This is a genomic window from Parageobacillus sp. VR-IP (assembly GCF_013357975.1).
GTDB classification, from domain to species: domain Bacteria; phylum Bacillota; class Bacilli; order Bacillales; family Anoxybacillaceae; genus Saccharococcus; species Saccharococcus caldoxylosilyticus.
In genome coordinates this window covers 185,162-203,563 of sequence record NZ_JABVYQ010000006.1, presented here as the reverse complement: position 1 = coordinate 203,563, position 18,402 = coordinate 185,162, and the positions used below count along the sequence as shown (strand labels likewise).

Annotated in this window: 18 protein-coding genes, 1 pseudogene and 1 riboswitch; of the genes and pseudogenes, 12 read left to right on the top strand and 7 right to left on the bottom strand. The window is 43.9% G+C overall.

Features of this window, described 5'->3' with window-relative positions:
• On the bottom strand, positions 1–465 hold a 465-nt coding region (locus tag HT574_RS15840; RefSeq protein ID WP_175245355.1), incomplete at its 3' end, for an amino acid permease.
• A gap of 149 nt (positions 466–614) precedes the next feature.
• Positions 615–804: riboswitch (Lysine riboswitch) on the bottom strand.
• A gap of 213 nt (positions 805–1,017) precedes the next feature.
• On the opposite strand from HT574_RS15840, the gene HT574_RS15835 reads away from it, so the two are divergent.
• Positions 1,018–1,587: a YitT family protein gene (locus HT574_RS15835; RefSeq protein WP_217499576.1), complete on the top strand. Its 570-nt coding sequence runs from the start codon at positions 1,018–1,020 to the stop codon at positions 1,585–1,587.
• Positions 1,588–1,605: 18 nt separating this feature from the next.
• On the opposite strand, the gene HT574_RS15830 is transcribed toward HT574_RS15835, so the two are convergent.
• From HT574_RS15830 to HT574_RS15815, 4 genes are all read right to left on the bottom strand, one after another.
• Positions 1,606–2,964, bottom strand: coding sequence for a S8 family peptidase (locus HT574_RS15830; RefSeq protein ID WP_175245342.1), 1,359 nt, complete (start codon positions 2,962–2,964; stop codon positions 1,606–1,608).
• Positions 2,965–3,060: 96 nt separating this feature from the next.
• Positions 3,061–3,354, bottom strand: a complete 294-nt coding sequence (locus HT574_RS15825; RefSeq protein WP_175245341.1) for a spore coat protein — start codon at positions 3,352–3,354, stop codon at positions 3,061–3,063.
• Positions 3,355–3,372: 18 nt separating this feature from the next.
• Positions 3,373–3,558 (bottom strand): DUF892 family protein, encoded by a 186-nt coding sequence (locus HT574_RS15820; RefSeq protein ID WP_043905008.1) that lies wholly within the window; start codon positions 3,556–3,558, stop codon positions 3,373–3,375.
• A 104-nt stretch (positions 3,559–3,662) separates the two neighbouring features.
• Complete coding sequence (locus tag HT574_RS15815) at positions 3,663–5,051, bottom strand: peptide MFS transporter (protein ID WP_175245340.1); 1,389 nt, start codon at positions 5,049–5,051, stop codon at positions 3,663–3,665.
• A 604-nt stretch (positions 5,052–5,655) separates the two neighbouring features.
• Here HT574_RS15815 and HT574_RS15810 point away from each other — a divergent pair.
• Together HT574_RS15810 and HT574_RS15805 are read left to right on the top strand one after the other, a co-directional pair.
• The gene (locus HT574_RS15810; protein ID WP_175245339.1) at positions 5,656–7,593 is read left to right on the top strand and encodes an electron transport protein; all 1,938 of its coding nucleotides are present in this window, start codon (positions 5,656–5,658) and stop codon (positions 7,591–7,593) included.
• Between the two features lie 72 nt (positions 7,594–7,665).
• Positions 7,666–7,806, top strand: a complete 141-nt coding sequence (locus HT574_RS15805) for a hypothetical protein (protein ID WP_017437349.1) — start codon at positions 7,666–7,668, stop codon at positions 7,804–7,806.
• Between the two features lie 22 nt (positions 7,807–7,828).
• Here the strand turns inward: HT574_RS15805 and HT574_RS15800 are convergent, their stop codons facing one another.
• Positions 7,829–8,191: a hypothetical protein gene (locus HT574_RS15800; RefSeq protein WP_175245338.1), complete on the bottom strand. Its 363-nt coding sequence runs from the start codon at positions 8,189–8,191 to the stop codon at positions 7,829–7,831.
• Positions 8,192–8,236: 45 nt separating this feature from the next.
• Positions 8,237–9,343: a sensor histidine kinase gene (locus HT574_RS15795; protein ID WP_175245337.1), complete on the bottom strand. Its 1,107-nt coding sequence runs from the start codon at positions 9,341–9,343 to the stop codon at positions 8,237–8,239.
• Between the two features lie 169 nt (positions 9,344–9,512).
• On the opposite strand from HT574_RS15795, the gene HT574_RS15790 reads away from it, so the two are divergent.
• The 9 genes and pseudogenes from HT574_RS15790 to HT574_RS15750 all read left to right on the top strand — a co-directional run bounded on the left by HT574_RS15790 (position 9,513) and on the right by HT574_RS15750 (position 18,402).
• Entirely contained in the window at positions 9,513–10,487 is a 975-nt protein-coding gene (locus HT574_RS15790) for a YncE family protein (RefSeq protein ID WP_175245336.1), read from the top strand.
• Positions 10,488–10,489: 2 nt separating this feature from the next.
• Positions 10,490–11,161 carry a response regulator transcription factor gene (locus HT574_RS15785; RefSeq protein ID WP_309138306.1) on the top strand — a complete coding sequence of 224 codons (672 nt, stop codon included), beginning with the start codon at positions 10,490–10,492 and terminating at the stop codon, positions 11,159–11,161.
• The gene (locus tag HT574_RS15780; protein ID WP_175245334.1) at positions 11,162–12,568 is read left to right on the top strand and encodes a sensor histidine kinase; all 1,407 of its coding nucleotides are present in this window, start codon (positions 11,162–11,164) and stop codon (positions 12,566–12,568) included.
• A gap of 73 nt (positions 12,569–12,641) precedes the next feature.
• Positions 12,642–13,565 (top strand): cysteine synthase A, encoded by a 924-nt coding sequence (gene cysK / locus HT574_RS15775; protein ID WP_175245333.1) that lies wholly within the window; start codon positions 12,642–12,644, stop codon positions 13,563–13,565.
• Between the two features lie 337 nt (positions 13,566–13,902).
• Positions 13,903–14,538 (top strand): Bax inhibitor-1/YccA family protein, encoded by a 636-nt coding sequence (locus tag HT574_RS15770; protein WP_175245332.1) that lies wholly within the window; start codon positions 13,903–13,905, stop codon positions 14,536–14,538.
• Between the two features lie 191 nt (positions 14,539–14,729).
• On the top strand, positions 14,730–15,017 hold the full coding sequence (locus HT574_RS15765) for an aldehyde dehydrogenase family protein (protein ID WP_254698698.1): 288 nt from the start codon (positions 14,730–14,732) through the stop codon (positions 15,015–15,017).
• A gap of 63 nt (positions 15,018–15,080) precedes the next feature.
• On the top strand, positions 15,081–15,926 hold the full coding sequence (locus HT574_RS15760; RefSeq protein WP_175245331.1) for a hydroxypyruvate isomerase family protein: 846 nt from the start codon (positions 15,081–15,083) through the stop codon (positions 15,924–15,926).
• Between the two features lie 21 nt (positions 15,927–15,947).
• A pseudogene (locus HT574_RS15755) lies at positions 15,948–16,895 on the top strand (NAD(P)-dependent oxidoreductase); the annotation flags it as partial.
• Between the two features lie 178 nt (positions 16,896–17,073).
• Positions 17,074–18,402, top strand: a complete 1,329-nt coding sequence (locus tag HT574_RS15750) for an FAD-binding oxidoreductase (RefSeq protein WP_175245329.1) — start codon at positions 17,074–17,076, stop codon at positions 18,400–18,402.

Genomic DNA, 18,402 nt, shown 5'->3' with positions numbered 1-18,402 from the left:
TAAATAATTTAATAAGAACATAATCGCTAAACAAAGCGCGCTCCATAAAAGCGATGGGCTGTTCGGAAACCAAAATTTCATAATCATCGTCACCGCGGAAAGCTCCGCCGCAATGGTAATCGCCCAGTTATACCAATAATTCCAGCCCAACGCAAATCCTAACGCAGGGTCGACGAATTTCGTCGCATAGGTGCTGAACGATCCGGAAACGGGCATATAGGCAGCCATTTCGGCAAGGCTTGTCATTAAAAAGTACACCATAACGCCGATGGCGATATAAGCGGCAAGCGCTCCGCCCGGTCCCGCGGCATGCACTGCTCCGCCGCTGGCTAAAAATAGTCCCGTGCCGATGGTGCCTCCAAGGGAGATCATTGTTAAATGGCGAGTTTTTAATTTTCGTCTTAGCCCGCTTTCCGAATGCGAAACAGTTAAAGAGCCAGCCGTTGTTTTTGCTGGTGTTGCCATCATTGAACCACTCCTTTTTGGATTAGGCTAATAAACTGAGAATGCATAACTTTTACTTATAAAATAAAATCTCGATCCTATAAATAAAAAAGCCGTCGAAGGAGATTCGACGGCAGTATGGTTTGGCGACTGCATCCATCAAATTCTCCCACGAAGATAGCGCTCCATGCGTACACATTCGTGCGCGCATGACAGTGTTGCCCCTATTCGGCGACAACCCCAGCCCAAACATTCAGAGCAATGTTTAGGCTTCGGCAGCTTTTCCTTTCCGGCAAAGTCTTTGACGTGCTCTGCGTCTCGTTTACCGTACTCATAAAAGCTGCGACCTCTACTTCGATGGTCGAATGAGCGGTTTTATTCTATTGTGTTAATATATCAATATATTAATATATTAATATATTATGGCAATTATTGCAACAAAAAAATAGAAATAAGAGACAAGTATTGATAGATGCTGCCATATAATAGCGGTATCGAAGTTTTTCTAGCGCGCCGGTTTGTTGGTAAGCAAGCCGAAAAACGATAGGGTGATCTCCGGTGTTAAAAAAAATAATGACCACTATTATTGGCAGCATTTTTCTGGCTATCGGCATCAATGTATTTTTAGTTCCCCATCATTTACTCGATGGAGGCATTATTGGAATCGGTTTAATCGTGAAATACATTTGGCATGTAAAAGCGGGGCTGACCATCATTTTATTAAGCATTCCCCTTTATATTATAGCTTGGTTTTACTATCGTCCGTTTTTTTATAACAGCCTGCATGGTTTATTGTTTTCTTCGTTGATGATTGATGTATTTTCTGTGCTCCGCGGCGCTATTGTGCTCGATCCGATTCTTAGCTCTATCATTGGCGGCGTTTTAGTCGGCTTCGGAATCGGTATGATGTTGCGGGAAGAGACAAGTACGGGGGGAACGGATTTATTAGCGCAGTTTATTGCAAGAATGACCAATTGGAATGTGGGAATTATTATTTTTCTGATGGATGCGCTGATTATTACGATTGGCAGCTTTATCATTGATTCGGCTTCATTTCTTTATTCGCTCATTGTCGTCACCGTAGTAGGGGTGGTGACTACGATGCTGACACAGTCGAAAGGATGGAGACATTACGTGATGTAACCATCTCCATCCAGCTGGCTAGCTCGAGCGGCTGGCTAATTCCAGCGCACGATAGACGTTGATCAAACCATATCCGTAATACGGATCTTTGCCGCTGTTCCCAAGATCAGTAGCGGTGTCGATAATAATTTGCTTCACCTCATCGTTCGACAAGCGAGGATTTAAAGAACGGATGAGACCGGCTAATGCCGTGACGTGGGGGGCGGCCATCGATGTTCCAGACAGCGCCGCGTATCGATGATGAGAGAACGTGCTGGCAATATTGGTCCCTGGTGCGACTACATCCAAATAATTACCGTAGTTGGAATAAGAGGCGAAGGAAAGATCTGGATTTACTGCGCCGACGCTGATCACTTCCGGATAGGCGGCGGGAAAGCTTGGCTGAGAAGTACTATCGTTTCCTGACGCGGCAACAAGCACGACATCGCGATCATAGGCATAACGAATCGCTTCTTCCAATACGGTAGAAGGCTGATAATTGCCGAGGCTCAAATTGATCACTTTTGCCCCATGATCGACTGCCCAGCGGATTCCTTTTGCTACATCAAAACTGGTGCCATAACCATCTGCATTTAACGCTTTAATAGGCATAATCGGATTGAACCACGTGATACCGGCAACGCCTTCATGGTTGTTTGGCTGCGACGCAATAATGCCTGCCACGTGTGTGCCGTGGCCGTTTTCATCTTCCGGAATATTGTTCTCGGTAAAAACGTTATAGCCCGTTTGCAGGCGACGGGCAAGATCTGGATGATCCAAATCGACCCCGCTGTCGATAACGGCAATGGTAACGCCTTTTTTTCCGCGTGATAACATCCAGCCAGCTTCGGTGTCAATCGCCGGCAAATTCCATTGATAACGCGAATATAATAAATCATTTGGAATTTCGTTTTGTAAATAAATATAGTTTGGCTCGCTATAAGAAACAGTTGGGATGGATTCAAAATATTGATGTAATTCAAGATATGTTTTGCTGTTAGATCGAAAGATGAAAAAGTGATCAAACTGATTGATCAATTTTCCGTCGATTGCCCGTTCTATTCGTTTGATCTCTTGTACTGCAGGAAGTTTTCGAAACCGAACCGTGATTTCATGGTTAAAATAATGGCTTTTGTCGCGGCCGTTATGATCGATTTTTATAATTTTCGGATGACGGTTCAACTGATTTTTGATTTTTTCCCCCATTGCCAAACTGTCCAATGTTACGACAGTCGGATGAGAACGAGGAGTGGTTGCCTGATAAGGGGCTGGTTTCGGCTTTAGCTGATTCGTTTCTTCATGACGGACTGTCGGACGATATGTTGTCACCATTGCTATGATCATTGCAAAGACGATGATCATTCCAGCGGCGATAGCAAAAAGAGCACGTTTACTCATCTGTGTGTCACCTCACTAGTTATAGGGTGAACCAACAGAAAAAAAATATGAAAAAATGGGATTCTTACCTTGACGGTTGAATCCCATTGAAAGCAGTTAGCGTACGTTACTTGTTTGTAGCGCCTGCTGCGCTGCCTGCATATCAACGCGTAATTGTTCTTGGACGTTTTCCGGATGGTAATACCCTTTGTTAATCATATATTGGCTAATTTGTTCGTGAAGCTGAATGGCGTCGTTCAAATGTTGTTTTAACGTGTTACGTACTTCTGGTGTGGCCGCTTCAGCAATCGCCATTGCATAACCTTTAATAGCATTTTTGGCGCCGATTAAAAAGTCTGTCGCAATCATTTGATCGTTAAGAACATTTGTTTGTGTCATCGTGCTATGCATTAGTTTCACCTCGTTTCATTAAGATAAAAGGTTTTGTAAGTCGCGGATTTGTTGTTGTGTTTTTTGGATATCTTGTTGGATTAGGGATTTAAGCTGCGGATCCGATACCATTCCTTGCATGGCAGTATTTTTGGCAAGGCAGACGTTTTTGAATGCAAGCAGCTCATGAAGCTCTAACGTTTCATGAGTTCCCATTGCTTTCATATGTTTTCACCACCTTCCGTGGCATAGTATTGTACGGTAGGAGAATTAATATAAATGTGAAATATTGTAAAAAAAAAGCTGGTCCCATAAACGGGAACCAGCTTTTAGTCCATCATTCGCACAAGTTTTTTCGTAAACAATAGCAAAATCAGCCCTAGTCCGATGGTTACGCCGCTAATTAAGCTGAAAATTTCTAAATAACCTAGAGATTGGGTAAATGCCGCTAATTGACCAGCCAACAACTGTGCGACACCAGTTCCTGCCAGCCATACCCCCATGAGAAGCGATGCTAAGCGAACAGGAGCAAGTTTACTTACCATCGACAATCCGACTGGCGATAAGCAAAGCTCACCGAGCGTATGAAGGAAATAAGTGAAAATGATGAATAATAAATTCGCTTTTTCGACGATATGTTGCTCGTCGCTTCCTGTTTGCAATACAGCTGGAATTAATACGGCAAATCCAAGACCAAGCAAAATCATACCAAGACCCATTTTTGCTGGAATTGGCAAGTCACCGCGTTTTGAATTCGAAAGCTTAATCCAGATTTGTGAAACAATCGGTGCCAACACGATGATAAAGAATGGGTTTAGTGATTGGAACCAAGAAGTAGGCATCGTCCAGCCGCCGATCGATTTATCTACAAATTTGTCTGTATATAGTGTTAAAGAACTTCCAGCTTGTTCAAATCCAGCCCAGAAGAAAATAACGAAGCACGTTAAAATAAAAATAACAGCAACGTTTTGTTTTTCTTGTTTTGTTAAAGGAGCTTTTGTTTTTGTTTCCTTGTTTGTTTTCTCTGGTGCGCCGACAGGTTTTTTACCAATATCTCCTAAATAACGATTTCCAAGTAAATTGAAAATTAATTGTCCAATGATCATACCGATCGCAGCAGCTAAAAATCCGTATTTAAATCCGTAATGGATGACGCCATTAATGTTCGTTGCGAAATATTCTTCCGCTAAAAATCCGCATACGAGTGGTGAAAATAATGCCCCTAAGTTAATTCCCATATAGAAAATGGTGAACGCTGCGTCTTTTCGTTTATCGTTTGGAGCATAAAGTTCCCCGACAAGCGTGGAAATATTCGGTTTAAAGAAACCATTACCAATAATTAATAAAAGCAATCCGATGTATAGCCCTGTTTGATTGTTGATGGCAAACAGGACGATGTTACCGAGCGCCATCGTAATACCGCCAATTGTAATCGCCAATCTTCTTCCTAAAACTCGGTCAGACAAATAACCGCCAACAAGCGGAGTGAAATAAACTGCACCAGTAAAAAATCCATAAATCGTCATTGCGACGCTTGGTTTGATTCCTAATCCACCACTAACAAGTTCTGTTGTTAAATAAAGAACAAGGATCGCTCTCATTCCATAGTAGCTAAATCGTTCCCAAAGCTCTGTAAAGAATAGTAAATAAAGCCCGGGTGGGTGTTTCATTTTTGTGGGTTGATTTTGCGACGTCTGTGTTTCTGGTACTACATTCATTATATTTCCTCCTTGCTGATATAATGACACTACCGGCTTTAATGTCTTTTTATGTCTTTTCGTGTCTTTTTATGTCTATTTTAATTTACAAAATATTTATATGTCAACAAAATTATATATAAATATATAATTCTAAATTTTTAACAAAATTAAATCCGCTATTATAGGTATAAAAATTAAATTAAATATTTTTTTAAAATAATTTTTTATGGTATTTTAATAAAATTTTAAAAATTTCATATGTTATAAGTTTTTAACATTTTCCCAAGAAGTCTTCCTCCTCTATACAGAGCAAAGGCGGGAGATGAATTGGAAGGTTTTTGATTTCCAAAAACGAACATATTCTACATATTGTAAGCAAGAAGCAGTAGAAGAATTGGACTGCTCTATCGGTTTTGTGCCGATGTTGCTGGAAGATTGCTGATGAATTCATCGAATGAAAGGAGACCGCCTCCTTCTACGCGGAAGCTTTTTCGATGGAGAGAGTAAGAAACTCTCGCCTCTAATGTAGGTGAGAGCTTCATTTGTAGTAAAATGGTTAATTTTCATGGGAAGGGGTACACTATGCCTGTTGCATATTCTTGATGGACGGTGAGAAAAAGGAATGCGCAAAAAATATATCATCATGATTATTTTCCTTTTGTTGTTAATTAGTGGGGAATTTTTTCTCAATACCAATTTCGAATATGCATTCTTACCTGAGAAAGACGATGTAGTGAAGTATGAAGCGAATAATCAAACGGGGACAGATATTTGGGGAAAATGGATTGGCGCGGAAACAGGAAAAGTGAAAAAATTATCAGATGGTACAGAAACGCCTGCCTCTGCTAAACAAGGTGCTATTGCTGTTGATAAACAGCTCCTTCAATTAGGACGCGAAGTGTTTTATAAAGAAACATTTGGCAATGAGGTGTTTTTGACAGATATTATGGGTATTGTGAATGGACCGTTGACCATGACGAATATCGCTAAGGCGATTATTGCTTTAAAAGGAAAGGGAACGACAAATTTACAAGTTGAGCTGGCAAAAGATATTACCATTGGTAACCGGACGTATAAAAAAGGAGAAAAAATTGACACAGGTATTGATGTCCCTAAAGGATCCTTGTTGCCGTTAGGGATGCCGGTTGTTTGGGATCACGGTAAACTTCGCGTTGGCATTAGTTGCGCTGCTTGTCACGCGACGGTTGATCCGAAAACGAAAAAAGTGGTGGAAGGAGCACCTAACAATGATTTAAATGCTGGATTGCTCATGGCATTAGCAACCAATTCAGCCGCTTATTTTACACATGCGGACATAAAATCACTGAAAAACTATATTCGTTCTGTTGATCGGGTAGTGGTGGATTCAAAAGGACGGAAATCATCGCTTCCTGATCCGCAATTGCTTGAAAAAGAGGTAGACCGTATTTTCGCAAGCTGGCCGCGGGGGAATTTCGATTCTACTATCGATATGAAAGCAAATCCGTCACAAATACCGGATTCATTTACATTAGGAGATCATCCATATGGATGGAGCGGGTTCGCAGCGGCTGGACCGTTCCGTGGGCTTTCTACGTTTAGCAATAACGTTCACGCACAAAACGCTGATTCTCTTGCGCAATCGGAAATTAGCGAAGCGTTATTTGGAGTGGATAAAGAAGTGTATATTGGAACGATACTGCAAAATGCCGCTAGCCCAAAATTTCGTTATAAGCCGAATGTGAACGAAAAACCATCGGAGTTTTTTGCAAAGGTAGATCCGACCCCTGGTGTTGTCGGTGTCAACAAACTCGTTGCTCCACCGCAATTTCCGAAAGTATCGCTTGTTGCACCGGACGGGCTAGTTGTTAGTGAACCTGGATATCGATTTAATGAACAAAATAATGCTGTAGCTGCTTGGCAAAACACGATTAATCCGCCATCCCTAAGCGCAAAAATAGATGCAAAGCAAATAGAAAAGGGGCGTGGCGTATTTGTTAGAGCTGGATGTATACGCTGCCATGCGGGGGCATATTTAACCAATCATCGTGTTGTTTCGGCGAAGGTTGTCGGAACCGAGCCATCGCGGGCACAAGCATTAAAGAAAACAGAAAAAGTATTTGGTGAAGCGGTTTTCTATGCTCCGGATACACCTGTTCCAATTCCAAAAAACGCTAAAGTATTAAAAGTACCGACAGAACAGCTAGATAAAGAACAAATACGTTTAGCATTTGCACATGGCGATTCTCCAGGGGGGTATAAAGTGCCTAGCTTAATCGGCCTTTCTTGGAGCGCTCCTTATCTTCATGATGGGGGTGTTGCGGTCGGACCAAACGGGGAGCTCGGTTTAGCCGAAACGCTGGGAAAAGGGATTGTGCCCGATGCGCGTAATAGTCTTCGCGCGTTGATGGACCGAACACTGCGGCAACAAGTGATTCGTGCGAATGCTTCTGATCCACATCTCCGTGCTGTGCATGTAAGCGGTGATGGACATCGCTATTGGATTGACCAACAGTCGGGATTTACGAAAGAAGAACAAGAAGCAGTGATCAATTATTTACTTTCCCTTACCTATCCGTAATCGATTGGGAGCAGTTCACTCGCAAAAACATATCCTCCTCGGTCCACACTAATGGATAGAGGAGGGAGCTGCATGGACAAAACGTGTTTTTATTGCCAATGTGAATGCGATGACCAAGTTTATTATGTATCGTTTTATGTTTCAGACGAAGAACGTGAAGAAGCGTTATGTCCGGAATGTTACGAGGAGTGGCTTCACGGTATAAAAGGATAGGATAAAAAAATAAGACCGCACCTTACGGCGATACGGGTGCGGTTTTTTTGGTAAGCGGCGGAGTTGCGACCGTCTCGTCAAGATCGCTTTTTTCGTCGTAAGAACGGTAAACGATGGGAGCGGAGTTAGATGAAGAAACAGATATAAATAAAATATGTTCATCGTTTCCTTTCGTCTTCTTGGTTTCCATTGTTAAGACGGCATTGTCTAAACGAAGGGAGTAAAATCGATACGTTAGACCAAGCCATGTTTTTTCGGATACCGAAGTATCGGGATGCTCCCGGATCAGCTGGGCGATATCGGAAAAGGAATGTTTCTCCCACTGCAGCCGGTCTATTAGCACATTTGCCGTCTGTTTCATCCAGTTTTTCCATGACTCGAACATTGCTCTCACCTTTTTTATTCAAGTATGCCCCTGCTCCTAACTTGTTTATGTGGGCAGCCTGATGGAAAAAGAAGTCATTTGTTCATTAGAGGTGCATGTAATTTGCCCGCCGTGATCTTCAATGATTTTTTTGCAAATGTAAAGGCCAATCCCTGTTCCTAATTTTTTCGTTGTAAAAAACGGTTCGAAAATCGTTTGGACCAATTCTTCCGGAATTGGCGGGCCGTTGTTGGTGATTTTAATATAAACGGACTTGTCCTGACGGCAGGCGTCGATATAGATGCAGCGGGGCTTGGCTTTTTCTTTCACCGCTTCAATGGAATTTAACAAAATGTTGATGAACACTTGGCGAAGCTGATCTTTATAGGCAAATATATGTATCGATGGATCAATGGACACCGAAATTTTCACATCTCCGTCGACAATGCTTGCATATAAAAATTCAATAATTTCCTCGAATAGCTGCAAAAGCGAAAAGATTTCTTTTTCGCTTTCGACTATTTCTTTTCTAGAAGCATGAAGAAATTGGGAAATACGAAATTTAAGCTGCTGCAGTTCATGGTCAATAATATCAAGATACGGCAAACCCGGATGTTCAAATTTTAATAATTGAATAAATCCGATAATAGCTGTCAGCGGATTGCGAAATTCGTGCACGAAGCTCGATGACATTTGCCCAAGCAAGGTTAAGCGATCCTTATGGGATTGGGTGATAAACAAGTTTTTTTCCCGCAATTCCGCTTCTTTTAGCTCGCTGTATTTTGTAACGGCGTAAAATAAAAATTGATCAAACACGCAATTGATTTCATCGATCAGCGGGAGCAATTCTTCAATCGACAATGTCGACTGAAGTGCATACTTTATCACTAATCTTCGTCCGAGATTGGTATTGTAAACAAATTCGCCGATGCTCATATTTGTTTCTGCTCGTTCTTTCGCGATTTTGTAGGCAAGCTGCTCGATGTTTTCCCGATTGGATGCGGAGTGAAGCAGTGTGTCTTTGACGAGCTGAAACATGGCTATTCCGTTATGCATGACGTGATCGATATATTTATCGTTATCAGCGATATACATATGACTTTGCCAGTAAGAAAGAAAGTCGGAAAAGTGCGCATCTAAATGCGCGACTAATTTTTGCGCCGCGGACGTCAAACGATGTCACCCCGTTTTTATTAATTTACTTTTTATTATAAAGGGGAATGTACAAGTAGAATAGATGGAAAATGGCTTCAATTCATTGATCGTTAAATGTGAACAATATTTCACAAATCCTTCACAATATTCATTTATAATGGACTTGTTGATGAAAGGAGGGGGCGGGGTGAGGAAGGCGCGCCTATTTCTTCTTATTTTGGGACTGTTCTTGGTGTATGGATGTGAAAAAACAACATTTCCGGCGGTTCCAAAGCGGCCGCAAATATTAGTCAGCGTCAATGTGAACGATGAAAGTGTCGCATTTTTCGATGCGAAAACAGGGGCGGCTCTGGCAGAATGGAAAGTGAAGAAACCGATTCAAGGCGCCGCGCTGCTTCGCGATCGGCGAACATTGTTGCTATACGGCAATGAGTTAGATGGTGTTTACCTATATGATATCAAGACCGGAAAGGCAACACAGGAATGGCAAACGGGAAAAGGAATTGTTCATGCGCTCGTATCGAATAAAGGAGATGCCGTGTTTTTGGCAGACGAGCGGCAAAACGCCATCCGCATCTTTAAGGAAAATGGACAGGAGGCCGGGAAAATTGCAGTGGGCGACAAGCCGCTGACATTATTGCAAAACGATGCAGGGACGCTTCTGTACGTCATTGATTTTCGTAACACAAAAGCGTATATCATCCAAGTTGGCAAACGGCGGGCAGTTCGGACGTTTTCTGTTCCGAAATTTGCCGTTGGCGGCTTGCTACGTGAGAAAGAAGGGGAATTATGGATTGGAGGCCATGGAAGCGGCAACACCGTGGAAACGAATATTCATATTTACTCGGCTAGCACAGGAGCGTTGGTCAAAACGGTGAAAGCGCCCGTGATGCCAGTAGACTTTGCGGAAACAAAGGAAGGAATTTATGTTTTAAGCCACGGCTCAAGTACGCTATGGAAATGGGATGCTTCAGGGAAATTGGAATCATCAGTAATCGCAGGGGCGAATCCGTTTGCCATGATTGGGGCAAACGAACGGCTATATATTGCTAGTTATGATAGCAATGAAATATATGTTGTGGACGGGCGTACGATGAAAGTCATCGACCGTTGGAAAACAGGAAAAGGTCCGTTTCAATTGTTGATGGCGGAAGGAGAATGACGGTGGAAAAGAAAAGGGTATTAATTGTAGATGATGAAGAAGATATGCGTTTTTTAGTCAGGATGTATTTAGAAAACGCTGGTTTTTCTTGTCTGGAAGCTGAAGATGGTGACCGGGCGCTGGAAGTTTTGGAAGAGGCGAAAGTAGATGCCGTTTTAATTGACGTTATGATGCCGAAAATGGATGGCTTTACCTTATGTGAACGAATTCGACGGCAATCGGACGTTCCTATTTTGTTTTTAACAGCAAGGGGAGAAGAATGGGATAAAGTAAGAGGCTTGAAGCTAGGCGGCGACGATTATATTGTGAAGCCGTTTAGTCCGGGAGAATTGATCGCCCGCATTGAAGCGGTGATCCGCCGCGCTTATCACGCCGACAATAGCGGCCTTTCGTTTGGCTCGCTTCTGATTGATGAAAGAGGAAGAAAAGTAACGGTAGACGGGGAGCCGGTGATTCTCACTTTAAAGGAATTCGATTTGCTTTTATTTTTGGCGAAACACCGCGGACAAGTGTTTAGTCGCGAAGAGCTGCTCGCAAAAGTATGGGGATATGATTATACAGGAAATGCACGAACGGTCGATACCCATATTAAAACGCTGCGCATGAAGCTAAAGCAGGCAAGCGATTTCATTCATACAGTCTGGGGAATTGGATATAAATTTGAGGTGTCGTGAATGCGACGAAACACGTTGACATTGGAGCAAAAAATATGGTTGGTGATTAGCCTTGGCGTTATTTTGACCGTATCGTTTTCCTCTTTTTTATTAGATTATTTCTACCAAAAACTATATGTGGATAAAGTAGAACAGACGCTGCTCCAAGAGGGAAAATCGCTGGCATCCGATTATCACGGCGGTGCGGTTAGAGAAACGTTCCGCAAACAAATTGAATGGTATGATGAAAAATCAACAGCTGAAGTGATGTTAGTGAATAACCCACGCGAATTAAGCGCCTGCCTGCCGTTTGACATTAACTATCAATCGTTGATTAACGGCAAGGATCGTGCGAAGCTGCTTCGCGGTGAAACAGTGACGAAAATCGGCTACGAAAAGCGATTCCACCGCAAAATTATGGGAGTGATTATCCCGCTTTTAGATGGCCGTCGCCTGCAAGGGGTGATTTACCTTTATATTCCGCTCGCAAGCATTCAAGAATTAACGAAAGATGTCGTGATGATTTGGCTTCCGCTCGCGGCATTGTTTGTCTTTGTTCTTCTTTTCGCTGGAAAGCGGTTTGTTCGCCATATAACCGGTCCACTAAAGGAGATGGAAGAAGTTGCTTATCATATGTCGAAAGGAAATTATGAAGCGCAAATTCCGGTGCGGACGAACGATGAAATAGGCAGACTGGCGAAAGCGTTCAATGTCATGGCCAAAGCAGTTGCGGAAGAAGATATGCGAAAGCGCGAGTTTTTGGCAAACGTTTCCCATGAATTGCGGACGCCATTAAGCTATGTGAAAGGATATAGTGAAGCGGTATTGCAAGGATTGGTGAAGACGAGAGAAGAGGAAAGAAAGTATGTGCAGCTGATTCATCGGGAAGCGGACCGAATGGAGCGCCTTGTCCGTGATTTGCTTGATTTGGCCCAATTAGAAGGAAATAGTGTGCCACTGCAAAAAACACCGCTTGTATTTGCGCAAGTGATCGAAGATATGGCCGTAAAATACGAACCGTTTTTACAAAAAAAACAAATTACACTTCATGTGGAATTAGATCACGATATTATTTTGGAAGGAGATGCCGACCGGCTTGAACAGGTCGTACAAAACCTTTTAGATAATGCCGTTCGTTATACCCCAACCGCTGGAAAGATCGATATACAATTGAGAAAAATAAGTGCTACGAGTTGTCAGCTTATTATTCGTGATTCAGGAAAAGGAGTTCCAAGAGAAAAGTTGCCATTTCTTGGACAACGTTTTTTCCGTGTTGATCAGGCACGTACGAGAAAAGAAGGTGGTACGGGATTAGGTTTGGCGATTGTCAAACAAATTGTTTCCCTTCACAATGGAACGATATCGTTTTTCAGTGAAGAAGGGAAAGGAATGGAAGTGGTGATTCAGCTTCCGATATACGCTGAGTAGCGATTATTGAAGGAAAATGAAAAAAGTCCTATAATCATATACGAATAATTTTAATAAAGGTTGGGGATTTACGATGAAACTATACAGCTCTGTTTTAGACTTAATCGGCAATACACCAATTGTCAAATTAAACCGGATTCCTGATCCGCATGGTGCGGATGTGTATATGAAACTAGAATCGTTTAACCCGGGAGGAAGCGTAAAAGACCGGGCAGCGTTCGAAATGATTCGGCGCGCAGAACAAGAAGGAAAGATTACTCCGGGGAAAAGCACAATTATCGAACCAACTTCTGGAAACACCGGCATCGGCTTGGCGATGGTTTGTGCGGCCCGCGGCTATCGCTGCATTATCACGATGCCAGATAACGCGACAGTCGAACGGGTGAAAATTTTAAAAGCATACGGAGCAGAGGTCCATTTAACGCCGGCGGAAAAACGGATGCAGGGAGCGATTGATGAGGCGAACCGGCTTGCCGCGCAAATTCCAGACAGCTTCATCCCGATGCAGTTTGAAAATCCGGCGAATCCGGATGCACATCGCCATAGCACCGCACAAGAAATTTTGGAAGCATTTGATGGCAAGTTAGATGCGTTTGTGCTTACAGCCGGTACGGGTGGAACCGTGACTGGCACCGGAGAAGAATTGAAAAAGCATATCCCAAATTTGCGCATTTATGTCGTAGAGCCATATGGTTCTCCTGTATTGTCGGGCGGAAAGCCAGGACCACATAAAATCCCGGGTACAGGTCCGGGGTTTATTCCGAAAATTTTAAACCGCAATATTTATGACGATATTTTTCTTATTAAAGATGAAGACGCTCAAATGATGGCGCGCCGGCTGGCGGCCGAAGAAGGAATTCTTGTCGGCGCTTCTGCTGCGGCCAGCGCCTATTATGCCGTCAAAGTGGCCAAACAGCTTCCAAAAGGGGCGCGTGTCCTTTGTATGGCGCCGGATTCGGGAGAGCGTTATTTATCGTCCGATTTATTTGCGGATTAACAAAAGGCTCGCTTAGGCGAGTCTTTTTTATTTGCTTGTCATCCCCGCGCAATATCCCGCCAAAAAATCGTTGTGGCAAACACAAAGTGAGCAATGGGCCACTTCAACGTTCCGCAACGAAGCTGGTAACTATGCGAATCGGTTTGTGGTGATGGGATGGAAAGGCAAGACGTCCAATCCATTCGAACGTTAACAAAAAATCTGCCACGTATACATATGAAATGGAACATGCGAATTTTATTTTCAAACTATTTGCATTTTTTATACAAAACTACTATTTTAGCTAATGACCGCTCATGGTCAATTGTGATAAACTAAATAAAAAAAGGAGGAATGTGTGTTGTACTCAACAACGTATTCATCTAGTCCCATTGCTAAACTAACCGTTACATTTTTAGCAGCATTAGCAGTGGCAACAGGGGGTCTTTACGTCGGACAATGGATTCCGGCAGCGATGCATTTACCACTTGCTGTACTGGAGATCGTTTTGCTGCTTGTGATGATTTTTGCCCGCAGCAAAAAAGCGGTCGGCTATCCACTTATGTACAGTTTTATGCTCGTATCTGGTGCAACGCTCTATCCGCTGATCGGCTATTACATTTCCGTTATCGGCGCCGATGCGGTGTTGAAGGCGTTTGCCCTGGCAGCCGTCTCGTTTTCCGGCGTGGCCATTTACGCGGCAAAAACGAAAGAAGATTTCTCTTTTCTCGGCGGCTTTTTAATGCTTGGCGCGTTTGCGCTGCTCGGCCTCTTGATTATTCAATGGTTTATTCCGTTTTCCAGCGTCGGGCAAATGGGAATCGCTGCCTTAGGGATTCTCATTTTCCTTGGCTTTACGATTTACGACATCAATCGCCTTGCCCGCTATGGATTTACGGAAGCTGACATTCCGATGATTGTCGTCAACATTTATCTTGACTTTATTAACTTATTTATTTACATTTTGCGCTTTTTTGCCAGTGATGAAGATTGATCGAATGGTTTATACAAAAAGGACTGTTTTCCCTGTTGGCCAGGAAAACAGTCCTTTTTTCATTGCAGTAAGCAGCCAGACTGCTAAATCGCGCTTCGAAAAGATGAGAATGGTCGCTTTCGCCCAATTTTGCCGGTTTTTCGTTTGCGAACATCGGCGAAGCAATCCACTTTATCCAACGTTACGAAAAAATGCTGGCACTATATTTGTTTTCGGAGGATCGCCGCGTGCAACAAGCGGTGTTAGAGCGCATTAGTTTCGGCGGCTGCATTAACAATACGTTCATGCATATCACGATACCGTATTTGCCGATTGGCGGCGTCGGACAAAGCGGATTTGGAGCGTATCACGGTAAAGCGAGCTTTGGCGCTTTTTCCCATTATAAAAGCATTCTCAAACAAACGACCGTATGGGATATCGCTGAGCGCTATCCAAATTACCCAAAGGCGCTTCAATGGGTAAAATGGTTGCTGAAATAAGCAGGAATACGGCATCTCCAGCGAGAATGATAAGCAATATTCGTCGGAAAGGAGGAAGAAAGAATGAACAAGTTTGCTGTTAACATATCAACTATTTTTACAGAAATGCCGTTTTTACAACGATTTCAAAAAGTAAGAGAGTGCGGTTTTTCGTTCGTGGAGTGCCAGTTTCCATACGAATATCCTATCGAACGCATTCGCGACGAGCTTCATCAGCACCAATTGTCTCTCGTATTAATCAATTTACCGCCAGGAAATTGGGAAAAAGGGGATAGAGGACTCGCGATTTTCCCAGACCGAACGGACGAGTTTCAGCGTTCCGTAGAAGAAGGAATTCGATATGCGGTCGAGTTGAACGTTCCGTATATTCACTGTATGGCGGGAGTGCTTCCAGCCAATTTAGACAGGCAAAAAGCGAAAGAAACGTACATGCGCCATCTTTATGATGCGGCAAAACAAATGGCGAACCACTCGTTGACACTTTTAATTGAGCCGATCAATCCATTTGATATGCCGAATTATTTTTTAACGAATATTCATGAAGCCGTTTCGATGATTAAGGAAATCGGACAAGCAAACATCAAGCTTCAATACGATTTTTATCATATGCAGCGAATTCAAGGAAATTTAGCAACGACATTTGAAACGTATTTTGACTGGATTGCTCATGTACAAATTGCTGATGTCCCGGGACGGCATGAGCCGGGAACGGGAGAAATTCGCTATGAATATATTTTTCGCCATTTAGAGAAATGCGGGTACAAAGGGATGGTCGGGCTTGAATATATTCCATCGGGGCGAAGCGAACAAAGTTTTGGATGGCGCATGTTATTTTCCCCTTCAGTAGAAGGGGTTACCCAAGAATCCCCTGCTTTTTTGCATGGGGAGTGGTCTAACATTGGCCATTGATTTCGGAGACGAAGCAGAAGGGAGGGAAGTTTCGCTGCAATGGATCATTATTCAAGTGGCGAAGCGAGAGAAATGAAGGTTGGATTTATTGGTACAGGTGTGATGGGAACAAGGATGGTAAAACGGCTGCTTGGTGCAGGCTACCAGGTTACTGTATACAATCGTTCTATCGAAAAAACGAAACCGTTAGTAAAGATGGGGGCAAATAGAGCCGACACGATCGCGAAACTGGCAAGGCACTCGAATGTCATTTGTACGTGTTTATCGATGCCGGACGATGTTATCGACGTTTATTTGCGAAAAGACGGTGTCATCGACCATGCTGGTCCGGGAACGATTTGTCTTGATTTTACGACAGTCGGACCGGATACAAGCAAAACGGTGGCCAAACGGGCTCAAGAAAAAAACATTTACTATTTAGACGCACCGGTGAGCGGCGGGCCGGAAGGAGCGGAGCAAGGAACGCTGACGATTATGGTTGGCGGGGCGAAGCCCGCTTGGGAACAAGCGTTGCCGCTTCTGAACGTTCTTGGCGAAACAGTCGAATATTTGGGGGAAAGCGGGGCGGGCAGCGCGGCCAAACTAATTAACCAATATCTTGTCGCTGTACATTCCGTTGCCGCGTCGGAGGCGATGGTCGCCGGAACAGCGTTTGGATTAGATGCAGAACAGCTTTATCGGATTTTGAAAGTGAGCTACGGGGATAGCCGCATGCTGCGCCGGCATATGGAGCAATATGTGCTGCCGCGCCGGTTTACGCCGGGTGGAGCAGTAAAGTATGTACATAAAGATGTTCGTTTGGCCAACGAGCTGATGAAGGAAATGGGCATGAAGCAATTTTTAGGGCAAATGGCGGAAGCAGCGTTTTCCCTTGCCATGCAACAAGGGTTGTCCAATTTAGATATGTCTGCGGTCATTCAGCTTTTCGAACAACAATGCAATGTGACGGTAAAAAAGGAGAGTGAATAGAATTATTCATAAATTCGAAAAATTCGTTGAAAAAAATAAAAATAGATGTTTTAATAATAGTAAAAAGCAATAAAACATGCAGTAGTCGATGAGTCTTGCATTTGCCGCTGCATGGCCTATTTTTTACAAAATAAAAGAAACGTCGTTTCTTATTGCGAAACAACAGGAGGTGCAAAGGGTGCTGTCGTTAGCATGGAAAGACGATTTAACCACATTTTTACCAGAAGAGCAAGTGAAGATAGATGGTCAAACGCACCCGCTTGGCAACGGCGGCCATGTAACCGTTTATCCGCAAACAGAAGCAGAGATTTCCGCCGTATTGCGTTACGCCAACAGCCACGGAAAAAAAGTATGCATTGTCGGCGGCGGAACGAAGCGGGGATTCGGAGGACAAATGGAATGCGCCGATATTTTGCTATCGCTAGCCAACTATAGCGGGATTGTCGAACATGCCGCTGCCGATATGACAGTTACCGTTAAATCAGGAACCGTGTTTGGGCAGCTGCAAGATTACTTGGCGGAATACCGGCAAAAAGTCGCGCTTGACCCTGCATGGCCGCAATACGCGACGATCGGCGGCGTCATTGCAGCCAACGACAGCGGGCCCAAACGGCTCGGCTACGGCTCGGCGCGCGACAGTGTCATTGGCTTGAGAACGGTGTATCCGGATGGAACGGTGATTCGTTCTGGAGGAAAAGTCGTCAAAAATGTGGCCGGCTATGATATGAACAAGCTGTTTATCGGAGCGATGGGCACGCTTGGCGTGTTATCGGAAATCACACTGAAGCTCCGTCCGCTGCCAAAATATGAAAGCCTTGTGTTGCTGTCATTTCCGTCGGGGAATTTGGAAGAAGTTCGTTCGTTTGCCGTTCAATTTCTCGATTCGATGATGGAGCCTGTTTGTTTTGAATTGCTGAGCCCATCGCTGTCGGAGCGGCTGATCGGCAAGCGTGCTTATACACTAATGATCGCGTTTGAAGATGTAGAAAGCGCTGTTCATTATCAAGAAGACTATGTACAGCGTCTCCGTCCGTCCCATACAACGATTCGTATTCTTCCGCAGGAAGAGGCCAAATCGTTTTGGCAAACGTTCTACACGATCGGCCCGAATGGCGCCGTACCGCACGAACCGGCTGGAAACAAAGTCGAAGCGGCGGTGAAAATCGGCGTCGTGAATTTGAATGTCATCTCGATCATCCGCGAGAGCGAGCTATTAGAAGACTGCTGCCACGTCCATATGGAGGCGCACGGGGGTCTGGGGCACGGACTTTGCCAAGTGTATTTGAAGGGAAGCGAGGAGTCGATCATCACGGCGATCGAACAGCTGCGGGCGGCGGCGACAAGTTTGGGCGGATACGCCATCGTCAAGCACCTGCCTTTCGCGCTGCGCACCCGCGTCAATGTATGGGGAGAAAAGCCATCGTACTTTTTTCTGCTTGAAGGAATTAAACGAAAAATTGATCCAAAGCAAACGTTAAATCATCAGCGGTTTGTCGGGGGGATATAA